This window comes from Chitinibacter bivalviorum (assembly GCF_013403565.1).
GTDB lineage: Bacteria > Pseudomonadota > Gammaproteobacteria > Burkholderiales > Chitinibacteraceae > Chitinibacter > Chitinibacter bivalviorum.
Genome location: NZ_CP058627.1, coordinates 1,740,276 through 1,753,235 on the forward strand (window position 1 = coordinate 1,740,276; position 12,960 = coordinate 1,753,235).

A 12,960-nucleotide genomic window follows, 5' to 3' on the forward strand; every position below is an offset into this window, starting at 1 on the left:
CGTGCTTAGCCGCTATTACGCAAACCTGCTGACACGCCATTAATTGTCAAATGCACGGCGTGGCGCAATTCTTCGCTGTCATCGCCCGCGCGAATGCGTTTTAGCAATTCAACTTGCAAGTGATTGAGCGGGTCCAGATAAGGCAAACGATTATCCAAGCTGCGTGCCAACATCGGGTTATCGCCCAACAGTTTTTCATGACCAGTAATGGCCAATACCGCATCGACCGAACGCTGCCATTCATCTTTAATGCGACCAAAAATGCGTTTAGCCACATCTTGATCTTGCACCAATTCTGAATAACGAGCTGCGATTGCAATATCCGATTTAGCCAACACCATTTCCATATTAGAAATGGTGGTCTGGAAGAACGGCCATGTTTTGTACAAGTGATTGAGGGTTTGCAAACCTTCATCACCCGCCTCAGCCAGATACTCGCTAATGGCCGCACCAAAACCATACCAACCTGGCAACATCAGACGACACTGCGACCATGAGAATACCCATGGAATCGCGCGCAAATCGGAAATGCTGCTGGTGTTTTTACGCGCAGACGGGCGAGAACCAATATTAAGGTTTGGAATCTCTTTGATCGGCGTTGCTTCAAGGAAATACGTAATAAAGTCAGGCGTCGCGTACACCAAGTCACGATAGAAACGATAAGCCGCGTTCGACAACCGCTCCATCAAAGCGCGACGTGGCATTGGATCGGTATCGTAGGGCACAGGGAAGCTGGCATCCAAAGTGGCAGCCACCAAGATTTCCAAGTTACGGCGACCGACTTCGCGATCCGCATACTTGGCTGTGATCACTTCACCTTGCTCGGTAATCCGAATCTGGCCATTCACTGAGCCCAGCGGCTGAGCCAAGATGGCGTCATAAGCAGGGCCACCACCGCGACCAACAGTACCACCGCGACCATGGAACAGGCGCAGTTTAATGCCCGCAGTTTTGAACACTTCAACCAAGGTCAACTCTGCTTTGTAGAGCTCCCAGTTTGAAGTCAAATAGCCACCGTCTTTATTCGAATCCGAATAACCCAACATTACTTCTTGCACATCCCCACGGCAAGTCAGCAATTGACGCCATTGTGGAATCGCAAACAATGCGGTCATGATCTCGCCACTGGCGCGTAAATCACCTGTGGTTTCGAACAAAGGAATGATATTGACTTTGCTACGTACGGTTGGCGCCAATGACACCAGACCCACATCGTTCAGCAAGACCGCCACTTCCAACATATCCGAAACTGATGCACAGTTGGAAATGATGTAGTTTGGCAATACCGCTTCACCGTAGCGCGCTTGAATTTCAGCCGCCGCCTTCAAGATATCCAGCTCTTGCTGAACATCTGGGCTGTATGAAACATCGTGCGGGCAAATCAGTGGACGTGGACTTGCCAATTCGCGCAGCAACACCACGCGACGGCTGTTTTCATCCAGCGACATGTATTCTTCAAGGCCTGCACGATTGAATAACTCGCTGATCATTTTTTCATGCAAACCAGCAAACTGGCGCATATCGATCGGAGCAAGGAAGAAACCAAATACCGACACAGCACGTTGCAGACGACGCAGACGACCACCGGCCAATTTAGCAGCGCCATGCGCTTTCAATGAACGAGCAATAATGGCCAAATCGGCTGCAAGTTGCTCTGCATTGTCGTACGGCTGAGCATGAGCCACATCACGCAATTGGTGATGGAAAGTGCCGATCTGAATCGCAGTTGCGAAAATACGCGACGTAATTGCTGTCACAGCCAAGCGATATGGCTCTTCAGTTTTACGCACTACATCATCAGTTGCAGTCGCTGCCAGCGCTGACAGATCTTGATCGACCTGAACCAAGCGTGTCGACATCGACAACTCGCTTTCGAGCTTCAAACATTGCTGATAGTAGTAATCAAGCGCAACACCTGCTTGGCGCGATACGGCATAGCGCATAACGTCAGCAGTCACAAATGGATTGCCATCACGGTCACCGCCGATCCAGCTACCGACTTGAATAAAATTGGGCAATGAAACTTGTTCGCCAGTCATTTCAGACAGGCGATCTTCCATATCTTGATACAGACGTGGAATCTCATGCAGGAAGGTATTACGGAAATAAGTTGCGCCGTTCTCGATCTCATCTTGTACGGTCAGCTTCACAGTACGAACTTCACGCGTCTGCCACAAAGTGAGCATGACACGTTCCATCGCCTCTTGATTGGCGGCGATTTCTTCTGGCGTCATTTGACTACGATCGCGCTGAGTCAGCAAATCAGCCAATGCACGGTGACATTCCAAAATCGTCTTGCGCTTTACTTCTGTTGGGTGCGCAGTCATTACTGGCGCAATCAATGTATCAGCCAACATCGCCAACATTTCTGATGGTTTTACATTGCGCTCAGACAATGTCTCGAGTACGGCAGCAATACTGCCACGTTGCGGTTTTGAACCCGCAATTTTGTGTACGCGACGACGGCGATTATGGTGCAAATCCTCTGCTATATTGGATAAGTGCGAGAAATAGCTAAATGCACGCACCAAAGCCATCGTGGTGGGCATATCCAAAATAGATAAAGAGCGCGCTAACGCCTTACCTGCTTCAGGGTCATGAGCCTGAACGTAGCGAAATGCAAGCTCACGGATCGATTCGATCTGCTCAGCAGTGGCCGAACCGGCCTGTTCGCGAATAGTGTCAGACAACAAGGCGGCGAGTAGGTCCAAATCACGCTTAAGCGGAAGATCCTTTTCAGCAAGAGGTTCGATCACAGACATGGCAATCCAATTTCGGCAAATTCAAGACGGAAAAATTTTGAGCATTCTACCAAAAACTCACAATCTCTGCCGCTGATTCAAGCAGAAACTTTCAACGGAAAATTTCATGGCTCGTTACCCTTTTAATTTGCTCAATGTTTTTGCTGAAAAAGCGCAAGCTGGCGACCCATTAGTCGTCTTCGATTTGGCGCAATGGCCCGACGAACACACCATGCAAATGCTGGCTTACCAGATGAATGGCAGCGAAACTGCCTTTGTAGAGCGATCAAGCGGAAAAACTCGCTTTTTTCATCCGCAATATGAACTCCCCTTTTCAGGCAAAGGGCTTTTGGGCGCAGCCGCCGTTTGTTTTACGCACCATATCAGCCCACAAATTCAGTTGCATTGCGCAACGGGTAGCTATCAGCTCAATCAACATTCCGATGGCATTACCTTAGTAAGCTCGGCAGGTCGAACTCGACCCGCATCCAGAGGGCAAGTCGAAATCGCACATGCACTGGGTATCGATGCACGTGAAATTCTCTCACCTCTGCAATTTGTCGACACCGGTGTCGAGCAGCTATTGGTGCAAGTTAAATCTCGCCAAACAGTACTCCAAGCCCATCCTCATCCAGCGTTACTGGCCGAATATGCAGAAAGCCCCAAACAAAATCCTCAAGCGGTGATTTGGAACGCCGATAACGACTTAATTACGCTGCGTAGCTTTGTTGCGGATCATTTTGGAATTTATGAAGATTTTGGCGCGGGCTCCGCGGCACTAAATTTAGGCAGCGCATATCTGGCACAAGGTGGGCGTTTACCCTTCAATATCAGGATCGAACAAGGCCACACCATACAAAGATTAATTAGCCGCCTATCCGTGATTTATCTACAAATTGATACAAAGCTGGATTTACATCTAAAGGGCAAAGTGATGCTTTTAGGGGCGGGAGAACTCACAACATAAGACAAATCTAATATTAAATAGTACCTTTCATAACAATCTTGAACTCTCGCTTGTTTGCCGCAGGAGCAATAAACATGTCATTAAAATTAAAAGCTTGGGCACTCTCTATCGGTGTCTTAATTGCACTCATTGCCGTCATGTTTGTGGGTTTAGGCACCATGCGCGAGATGAGCGCCAAAGACAATCGCGCCCGCATTGAACAATTGATGACCAGTACCTACCTCACCATTGTTCAACTTGAGAATATGGCCGCCAGTGGCAAGATTCCAGAAGACCAAGCCAAAGCCATTGCCACCCAGATTTTGCGCGAAAATAAATATCACAAATCTGAGTATGTCTATGTCACCGACGAAAAATTAAATTTTGTCGCCACCCCGCTCGACCCTCAATTGCACGGCACCAGCTTTAATGAATTTAAAGACTCGAAAGGCGGCAGCGTCGGCGCACTCGCTGTTGCGGCTCTGCAAAAATCTGGCGGCGCACTCACAGAATACCCTTGGACATCCGAGCGCGATGGCAAAGTGGTGGAACTGCTTTCAGTAGCGCAAAAAACGCCGCGCTGGGGTTGGATTGTTGGCAACGGTGTGAGCCAAGCCGAAGCGGATGCTCGCTTCTGGAGCGCAGCTCGCTGGGAAGTTATGATCTGTTTAGCCGTGGCAGCCATTGTGGCCTTCTTTATGCTCACCACCGTGCGTCGCATCCTCAAAGATTTGGGAGGCGAACCAGCTGAAGTACTTAAATTAGTGCAAGCGGTTGCCGACGGTAATTTGCAAGAAAGTCGTGAGCTTTCTAGCGCTTCACCTCAGAGTATCTATGGATCAGTCTTGCGGATGCGTGAATCATTGCGCAGCGTCTTAACCCAGCTTTCACAAGCCGTGACGACCTTACACCACACCAGCGATGACATCGTTTCGCGTGCGCAAGACAGCAACCGTCTGATCGAGGCGCAAGGTCACGCCGCCACGCGTATTGCACAAACCGCCGAGCATTTTGCTGAACAAACTCGCTCAGCAGCCGAACAAGCAACGACCGCGCGCCAGCAAAGCGAATCGGCCACACAGATTTCAGCCAAAGGCTTGAATGTCATTTCATCCGCAGTCAATCGGTTTGCCGATATTGAATTGGCCGTGGGCGATACACAAAGCAGTATTGATGATCTTGCTGATCGCGTAGCCAGTATTTCCGCCGTCATTGCGGTGATTCGCGATGTAGCCGATCAAACCAATTTGCTCGCGCTTAACGCCGCCATTGAAGCGGCACGCGCGGGGGATATGGGCCGTGGCTTTGCGGTAGTTGCCGATGAAGTTCGCAAACTCGCAGAACGTACCAGTGCCGCCACGCAAGAAATTGGCCAAACGATCACTGCAGTACAAGGCAGTGGTCAGAACGCCAAAAGCCGCATGGATGACATGTTTGTGCAATTGAAAGAAGGGATACGCCAAGCAAAAGAAGGTGGCGAAGCAGTTAAAGCGATTAGACATGAAACCGAGGCCACTTCCGTTGTAGTGGGCGCCATTGGTAATGCCCTATCCGAGCAAGTCGGAGCCAGCATGCAAATTCGCAATGATGTGGACGAAGTGGCTCAATCATCCAGCGGCACGATGTCCGCAGCCCAAGGCACGGTGGGTGCTGCGCAATCGATTAAATCTGTGTCCAGCCAGCTAGGCAGCTTGGTCCAGAAATTTAAACTATAAATTGCAGCATCATCTCTTCTGAAAAAAGCCTGCTGTTATAGCAGGCTTTTTTATTGCGGGGGACATTCCCCCGACTAAATACTCCCCCACCGTATACAATCAAGATTATATTTAATAATAAATCTCAGAGATATACCCGCCAAATAAAAAAGCCACGGCAAGATTACCGTGGCTTTCCCTATCCAGCTTCAACGTGATCCGAATATTGACTTAGTTTTTGATATTGGACACGTCGGTTGAGTTACCCACTACTGCTTCAGGTGGCAATGAACTTGGTTGCAAGACCCAATTGCGTGCTATTTCATAGAAAATCGTCAATAACACTGGGCCAATAAACACGCCCAACATACCAAAGGCCAGAGCGCCACCCAACACACCAAACAAGATCAGAATAAATGGCAGGTTGCTACCTTTACCAATCAGTATGGGTTTAATCACATTATCGGCTGAGCTCACGACAATTAACATCCACGCCGCCAAAAAGATTGACCAACCCACATCACCTTGATGATACAACCAAGCCGCTGCAGGCAAACCCAACAAAACAGGCCCACCCGGCAACAAAGCCATAATGAAGCTGGCAAAACCCAAGGACATCGCATTGGGGACACCCGCAATGACATATGCAATCCATGAAAGCAGCGCTTGCGCTACCGCGGTGCCCAAAAAACCATAGACTACGCCTTTGGTGGAATTCACTGACACCGCTAAGAGTTCGGTACTTCGCTCACCCGCAACCCGCTCCATCAGCCCCCGTACCCACTCGCGAATATGTTCACCATCTTGATAAATGAAAAATGCGATGAAAAGACTCATCAGCATCATCACCATGCCACCGCCGACTTGCCCCGCCAAAAAGATAACCCACTCGGTAACTGGACCAATAAAGCCACGGATCATCGCCATGGTTTTTGCATCATGTGCCCCCAAACCGACCCAGAACTCATTGACCTTTTCACCAACCAAAGGCAGGCCCGTTAACCAATCTGGCAGCGCAGGCCATCCAGCATCAAAGCTAGAACGCACTTGGTTAATAAAGTTGACACCCACATTTGCAAAATCGCTCGCTGCAATAATCACAGGCAGCAAAATAAATAAGCACAAGGTGAGCAACATTAAAATTGCCGCCAAAGCTCGGCGGCCGTTTAACTTTTCAACCAAATACAAATAGGGTTTCCAAGTACTCAGCACCAATATAGCGGCCCATAAACTGGCGGCCAAAAAGGGCTTCATGATAGAAAAAACTGTTAAACACAGTAAAAAGATAGCCCCCAGCGCCACCAGAGGCTCGATCAAATCGGAAGTTTTCAGTTTCATTGGGATGATTACAGCTAGAGAATTAGGTAGGCAGAGAATAGCGGAAAAAAAGGAATGCAAGGTGACAAACCGAGCTTGCAAAGTAATTAAGCCACATTAGAAATCAATCAGCAGAAGTCAGCGGCCTTGCCCTGCGCTCATTTTGGCCCGATACACCAAAAGCCCCATCATTTGCGATATATCCAGACGCACTTGCGGAGAATCCACCCGGCCAAAGCGATCAGAAAGTGCCTCGTGCACTTCGCAAGATAAATTAAACAACATGGGTTTTTCTGCCTCAGGGGCGCGGCTGAGATACAAATTAATTTCATCGACAATCTGATCTGCCAGCTCTTCTGGATAGGTCGCATTGGACGTCAAAATACGATCCAATAATCGAACCCCAATCACACCCAAACTTAATAATTGTATGGCCATAACCTAGCTCCAAGCCGCAGAAACCTTATAGTTCAATGTAGTGAGCAAAGCCTGATTTGGCACAACCATCCGTCTAACGGTAAAGCCATATTAGCCCCCATATAAGGTGTTTTGTTTAGCGACATGTCCCCTCGTTTGCCCTACAGTGCATGCTGCATTGCATCATTCAAGGACAGGACTTATGTGTGGAATCGTTGGCGCAGTATCAACCCGCAATGTTGTACCCATGCTCATCGAGGGCTTATCTCGCCTTGAGTATCGGGGCTATGATTCTAGCGGCATTGCCTTGGTGCTCAATCAAGCTAACAGCCCCGAATTTGAACGTGTTCGCGTGGCTGGGCGAGTCGCCGATCTGAACGCCAAGACCACCAATTCCACAGGACAAATTGGAATAGCCCATACTCGCTGGGCAACGCATGGTGCGCCCAATGAAGCCAATGCCCATCCGCATTTAGGCGGCAACGAGATCATGGTGGTGCATAACGGCATCATCGAGAATTTCGCCGACATCAAAAATGAACTCATTGCATTAGGCTATACATTCACGTCCGAAACAGACACCGAAGTCATTGCGCACCTGATTGCATATCAGCAAACACAGACCCCAACTTTTCTCGCCGCAGTTCAGGCCAGCATTCGGCAATTGCATGGTGCTTTTGCCATTGGTGTATTAAGCCTACAAAATCCAACTCAAGTAATTTGTGCCCGACAAGGCAGCCCGCTGGTCATTGGCTTGGGGTTTCAAGAGTTCTTTTTTGCCTCGGATATCGCGGCACTGCTCCCATTGACGCAAAAAATGATCTACCTCGAAGAAGGTGATATTGCGCTCCTGGATTATCAAAAAATACAGATTTGGGATAACACCGGCCTTGCCGTGATTCGCCAACCACGCATGCTCGATGTCTGTGCCGATTCGGCCGAGCTTGGCCCGTATCGGCATTACATGCAGAAAGAAATTTTCGAGCAGCCCACTGCAATTGCCAACACAATCAATCAAGCGCTAAGCCAAGGTTTTAACCCCGATCAATTTGGTGAACAAGCCCAGCAAATTTTACAGCAAGCCACCGCAATCCGAATCATCGCCTGCGGCACCAGCTACCACGCAGGGCTAGTCGCCAGATACTGGATAGAGGCATATACCGGTATGCCAGTCAGTGTGGATATTGCAAGCGAATACCGGTATAGCAACGGCCTAGAGCAACGTGGCACTTTGATCATCGCCATCTCGCAATCAGGCGAAACCGCCGATCTTCTGGCCGCGATCCGAAACGCCAAAGAACGCGGCGAAGTTAAAATTCTTGCCCTTTGCAACGTCGCCCACTCCACCTTAACCCGCGAAGCAGATCTGAGCATTTTGACCCAAGCAGGCATAGAGATTGGCGTAGCCTCAACCAAAGCCTTCACCACCCAACTTGCCGCACTGTATGTATTTGCCGGCTGCCTTGCCCAAGCACGATCCAGTTTAAGCGACGAAAAGCTTGCTGAATTGGCCAACTGGCTACCGCGGCTGCCCGCCATGATTAGCGCAGCACTCAGTCAAGAAAGTGAAATTGAAGGCTGGGCGCAAGCACTGAGCCACCACGCACATACGCTCTACCTAGGCCGCAACACCTTATTTCCGATCGCGCTGGAAGGCGCACTCAAACTCAAGGAAATTGCCTACATTCATGCCGAAGGCTATGCCGCAGGCGAATTGAAGCACGGCCCGCTCGCCCTCGTTGATGAAAATATGCCCGTCATCGTCTGCGCTGCCAACGACGCTTTATTTGAAAAACTCATGTCAAATCTACGTGAAGTTGAGGCGCGTGGTGGACAGATTTATCTGATCGCAGAACCGGGGTGCGAAGCGGCATTACCCTATGTAAAATCAGCCATCTTCTTACCCCTCAACACGGGTCCGCTGGCACCGATTGTATTTACTATTCCGCTCCAACTCTTGGCCTATCACACCGCCCACCGCAAAGGCACCGATGTGGACAAACCCCGCAATCTAGCCAAATCGGTCACGGTTGAATAGTTGGTATGGTAATTATTCCGACTATTGTGGGAGAACAAAATAGTTCTAAAATACACAAAATAATTCTAAATTATGACAACAAAGATCTAAAATACACAAAATAGTTGTAAATTCAGAGAGTCCAGCTATGCTAATGAAAAGCGTACTGGACTTTTTCATGTCGAAATCTCAACAAGCACTAACAGAGCTTCAGATAGCTCGCAGGATTAAAGACGGACGAGGCCAAGGATTTTGTCAAAACTATAAGCCTTGGCTATTTGTTCAAGATGTCCCATCACAGGGTAGATCGCACCGGGTTTTTTCCCAAAAAACAGGTCGTGTGCATCACCTACTATCAGACCTAGAGCTTGCGGTGTTGAGGCGCACTGAATATTGACCAGCAAACTGCGGTTTTGCGCAGTGAATTTTGACCAGGGTAACTAATCTCCAAGCTCATTCATCGAGCAAGGATTTTGAGGTGATTACCATGGCCACATTTGCTAAAGTTCGCCGCATGTATTTTCGCGACCAACTCTCGATCAGCGAGATTGCACGGCGCACCAGCTTAACGCGCAATACCATCAAGAAATGGCTACGTACCGACTCAGCTACCGAGCCGCGCTATCGACGCAAGTCTAGCCAAACCAAGCTGTCTCCCTTTATTCCTCAACTCGTTAAAGCATTACAAACCGATCTACATCGCCCCAAACGAGACCGGCGTACTGCCAAGGTATTGTTCCAGGAGCTAGTGACTGCGGGCTTTGGCGGCGATTACTCCCGAGTCACTGCGTTTATTCGTCACTGGCGCACGCAAACGATGGGGCATCACTTGAAGTCTGCATTTGTGCCACTGCGCTTTGCCTTGGGCGAGGCATTTCAGTTCGATTGGAGCGAAGAGCATGCATTCATTGGTGGTATTCATCGCAAAGTCTTGCTGGCCCACATGAAGCTGTGCGCGAGTCGCGCTTTTGCATTGATGGCGTATCCTAGCCAAAGCCATGAAATGCTGTTTGATGCGCATACTCGCGCCTTTCAGATGTTAGGGGGCGTGCCGCTGCGAGGGATTTACGACAACATGAAGACGGCAGTCGACAAGGTGCTGCCCGGCAAGGAACGCATCATCAACGCCCGCTTTCATGCGATGACTGCCCATTATCTGTTTGATACTGAGTTTTGCAATGTCGCCTCCGGCTGGGAGAAAGGTATTGTCGAGAAGAATGTACAAGACCGGCGCCGACACATCTGGCAAGCCGCATTGGCGCTCAAATTCGCGAGCTTTGACGAGCTCAATGCTTGGCTTGAGCAACAATGTCAGTTGGCTTGGCAGCAATTGCGTCACCCAGAGTATCCTGAGCTCACATTAGCCGAATTACGCCAAGATGAGCAGCTTCACATGATGCCATTTCCAGGTGCATTTGATGGTTACACCGAAGTCTTGGCGCGGGTATCAAGTACGTGTCTGATTACCTTCCAGCGCAATCGCTATTCAGTACCGTGTCATTGGGCCAATCAAATGGTGAGTGTGCGGCTATATCCCAGCCGTCTGGTTATCTATGCCGACCAGCAAGTGATCGCAGAGCATGTACGCAGCTTTGAGCGCAGTCAGACGTTTTATCACTGGCAACACTATCTTCCTTTGCTCGAGCAAAAGCCTGGCGCGTTGCGCAACGGAGCTCCGTTCAATGAAATGCCCGCAGATTTGCGGCAACTACAACAGCGCTTATTGCGCCATAAAGGCGGAGATCGCATCATGGCCAAGGTCTTGGGTTGTGTACCCAAATACGGCTTAGAAACCGTTCAGGTCGCCGTCGCGTTGATGCTTGAAACGGGCAAAGTCAGTGCTGAGCATGTCCTGAATGTGCTGGCCAGACTGCATGAAGCACCTCGGCCAGATGCCCTTGAAGTGGCATTGGCGCTGAATGAGCCACCACTGGCAGATAGCCAGCGCTACGATCAATTGCATCAAGGGTTGGGGGTGTCATGATGAAGTTGGATATTCAAGCCGAACTGAAGCGGCTCAAGCTGCATGGTATGGCCGCCACTTACGCTGAGCTGCAGCAAGCCAGCAGCAGTGGCACGATGGACATCCTCGATGCCAACCTCACGCAACTGATCGATGCGGAACATGCCGACCGACACGTACGCTCCATCAGCTATCAGATGCATTCGGCTCGTTTCCCGCATCATCGGGATCTCGCGGGCTTTGATTTTAGCCAGTCGAAAGTCGATGAACGTTTGATTCGTGTGTTGGCACAGGGTGAATACGTTCAGGCGGCACACAATATCGTCCTGATTGGTGGTACAGGAACCGGTAAAACCCACCTCGCCACTGCGCTGGGTGTTCATGGCATCCAGCAACATAGTTTGCGGGTTCGTTTCTATTCCACGTTGGAATTGGTCAGCCGATTAGAGCAAGAGAAAAGCAAAGGCAAGTTGGCCTATAGCTTAATGCATATGGATGTGGTCATTCTGGATGAGCTGGGCTATTTGCCATTCTCACAAGCGGGTGGCGCATTGCTGTTTCATTTGCTGAGTAAGCTGTACGAGCGCACCAGTGTGATTATCACGACGAATCTGACCTTTGCAGAATGGCCCACGGTCTTTGGCGACGCCAAACTCACCACGGCTTTACTCGATCGACTGACCCATCATTGCCACATTATTGAAACGGGGAATGAATCGTGGCGATTTAAGCAAAGCAGTGCGAATGCAAAATTGAAGATTCAAGAGCGAGAAAGACAAAAAGAACAGTTGCCCGAACGTGGGGAGTTGTTCTGAAGAAGTAGTAAAAAGCAGCAAAAGCCGATAGGCTAAAGAGGGTCGTACACGAGGGTGTACGGCAAAAATGCCTGGTCAAAATTCAACGCGCACAGCTGGTCAATATTCAGTGCGCCTCAACAGGTATCGTTCTTTATGGGCTTCAACCAACAGTGTTTTTTCTCGGTTACTCAGCTTCTGCGGATCAACGCCCAAGCCTTTTTCCAGAATTTCATTGGCAGTTTTCAAAATATCTCGTTCGAGTTGAAACTGTCGCAGGTCGCTTTGTAGTGTTTCGAGCTGGAGCTTTACTTGATCTGGCGAAGAATTGTCGCTGAGTTTCATGGATGCAGGGGTCTCATGACCGAGTAACTGGTTTTTCCAGTTGTACAGCGTCACTCTGCAGACCCCTAATTTCTCAGCAATCGCCTGAGCACTCCCATTTCGAGCGCAAAGTGCCATAACCCCAGCTTGCTTCATTGAATCGGAGTAACTGATTTGTTTAAAGCCGCCAAGAATCCTTTTTCTGGACTCAGGAAATACTTCGCCAATCCAATCGCTTAATACGCTACGACAGGGATAGCCCAGTGCGTGAATGGTGCTCGCAATGCATTGACCATGCATGCGGTAATGCTCAACAGCGACCTTTTTCTGCGTTTGCGAGTATCTTGGTTTCCTGCATGCATAGCCCGCTGGCAAGTCGAGCATTTGTTCGTATTCCCGATACCAGCCTTTCAAGGCATTCTTGGTTGGATAACCCAGCTGGCGTAAAGTTGGCCCGACGCGTTTTCCAAGTTGAATGTATAGCTGAACGGCACGCAATCTATCCTCGTACGAATACATGAACTACCTCCTGGTAGTCCAAGATTTTATCCGCAGCTCCGGTGGGTCAGATTTCAATCGGCGCGAACACAGTCAGCACACTGGGCTTTTTTACAAACACATACACCCAAACACATACACCACCACAGTACCTTCATTGGATTCAATAACTACAGTGCATTAAAGAATATACCCCAATTTACTGCATTTCCTGCACGCAAAGCGCAAAGCAAAAAGCCCAGCTCGTTT

The 12,960-nt window shown here is 49.4% G+C and carries 9 protein-coding genes; 5 read left to right on the forward strand and 4 right to left on the reverse strand.

Annotated elements, in window-relative coordinates; genetic code table 11:
- Nucleotides 1–5: 5 nt before the first annotated feature.
- Nucleotides 6–2,762 carry a phosphoenolpyruvate carboxylase gene (gene ppc, locus HQ393_RS08185; RefSeq protein ID WP_179358308.1) on the reverse strand — a complete coding sequence of 919 codons (2,757 nt, stop codon included), beginning with the start codon at nt 2,760–2,762 and terminating at the stop codon, nt 6–8.
- A 106-nt stretch (nt 2,763–2,868) separates the two neighbouring features.
- Between ppc and HQ393_RS08190 the strand changes: the two genes are divergently transcribed.
- Both HQ393_RS08190 and HQ393_RS08195 read left to right on the forward strand, forming a co-directional pair.
- The gene (locus HQ393_RS08190) at nt 2,869–3,708 is read left to right on the forward strand and encodes a PhzF family phenazine biosynthesis protein (RefSeq protein ID WP_179358309.1); all 840 of its coding nucleotides are present in this window, start codon (nt 2,869–2,871) and stop codon (nt 3,706–3,708) included.
- A 74-nt stretch (nt 3,709–3,782) separates the two neighbouring features.
- Complete coding sequence (locus HQ393_RS08195; protein WP_179358310.1) at nt 3,783–5,402, forward strand: methyl-accepting chemotaxis protein; 1,620 nt, start codon at nt 3,783–3,785, stop codon at nt 5,400–5,402.
- Between the two features lie 210 nt (nt 5,403–5,612).
- On the opposite strand, the gene HQ393_RS08200 is transcribed toward HQ393_RS08195, so the two are convergent.
- Both HQ393_RS08200 and HQ393_RS08205 read right to left on the reverse strand, forming a co-directional pair.
- Nucleotides 5,613–6,719: an AI-2E family transporter gene (locus HQ393_RS08200; protein WP_179358311.1), complete on the reverse strand. Its 1,107-nt coding sequence runs from the start codon at nt 6,717–6,719 to the stop codon at nt 5,613–5,615.
- 117 nt (nt 6,720–6,836) lie between these two features.
- Entirely contained in the window at nt 6,837–7,136 is a 300-nt protein-coding gene (locus HQ393_RS08205; protein WP_179358312.1) for a hypothetical protein, read from the reverse strand.
- Between the two features lie 181 nt (nt 7,137–7,317).
- Here HQ393_RS08205 and glmS point away from each other — a divergent pair, with 181 nt between their 5' ends.
- From glmS to istB, 3 genes are all read left to right on the forward strand, one after another.
- Complete coding sequence (glmS, locus tag HQ393_RS08210) at nt 7,318–9,153, forward strand: glutamine--fructose-6-phosphate transaminase (isomerizing) (protein WP_179358313.1); 1,836 nt, start codon at nt 7,318–7,320, stop codon at nt 9,151–9,153.
- Nucleotides 9,154–9,619: 466 nt separating this feature from the next.
- Entirely contained in the window at nt 9,620–11,116 is a 1,497-nt protein-coding gene (gene istA, locus HQ393_RS08215; protein ID WP_179354847.1) for an IS21 family transposase, read from the forward strand.
- The gene (gene istB, locus HQ393_RS08220) at nt 11,113–11,910 is read left to right on the forward strand and encodes an IS21-like element helper ATPase IstB (RefSeq protein ID WP_281361488.1); all 798 of its coding nucleotides are present in this window, start codon (nt 11,113–11,115) and stop codon (nt 11,908–11,910) included. The genes istA and istB overlap by 4 nt, the downstream gene beginning before the upstream one ends.
- 99 nt (nt 11,911–12,009) lie before the next feature.
- Here the strand turns inward: istB and HQ393_RS08225 are convergent, their stop codons facing one another.
- Complete coding sequence (locus HQ393_RS08225) at nt 12,010–12,597, reverse strand: hypothetical protein (protein ID WP_179358314.1); 588 nt, start codon at nt 12,595–12,597, stop codon at nt 12,010–12,012.
- Between the last annotated feature and the right edge of the window lie 363 nt (nt 12,598–12,960).

What these genes read in the sequence shown, in the direction of transcription:
- HQ393_RS08225 (WP_179358314.1), bottom strand. Translation starts at nt 12,597, where the DNA reads ATGCTCGACTTGCCAGCGGGCTATGCATGCAGGAAACCAAGATACTCG.
- glmS (WP_179358313.1), top strand. Translation starts at nt 7,318, where the DNA reads ATGTGTGGAATCGTTGGCGCAGTATCAACCCGCAATGTTGTACCCATG.
- istB (WP_281361488.1), top strand. Translation starts at nt 11,113, where the DNA reads ATGATGAAGTTGGATATTCAAGCCGAACTGAAGCGGCTCAAGCTGCAT.
- HQ393_RS08205 (WP_179358312.1), bottom strand. Translation starts at nt 7,136, where the DNA reads ATGGCCATACAATTATTAAGTTTGGGTGTGATTGGGGTTCGATTATTG.
- istA (WP_179354847.1), top strand. Translation starts at nt 9,620, where the DNA reads ATGGCCACATTTGCTAAAGTTCGCCGCATGTATTTTCGCGACCAACTC.
- HQ393_RS08200 (WP_179358311.1), bottom strand. Translation starts at nt 6,719, where the DNA reads ATGAAACTGAAAACTTCCGATTTGATCGAGCCTCTGGTGGCGCTGGGG.
- HQ393_RS08195 (WP_179358310.1), top strand. Translation starts at nt 3,783, where the DNA reads ATGTCATTAAAATTAAAAGCTTGGGCACTCTCTATCGGTGTCTTAATT.
- ppc (WP_179358308.1), bottom strand. Translation starts at nt 2,762, where the DNA reads ATGTCTGTGATCGAACCTCTTGCTGAAAAGGATCTTCCGCTTAAGCGT.
- HQ393_RS08190 (WP_179358309.1), top strand. Translation starts at nt 2,869, where the DNA reads ATGGCTCGTTACCCTTTTAATTTGCTCAATGTTTTTGCTGAAAAAGCG.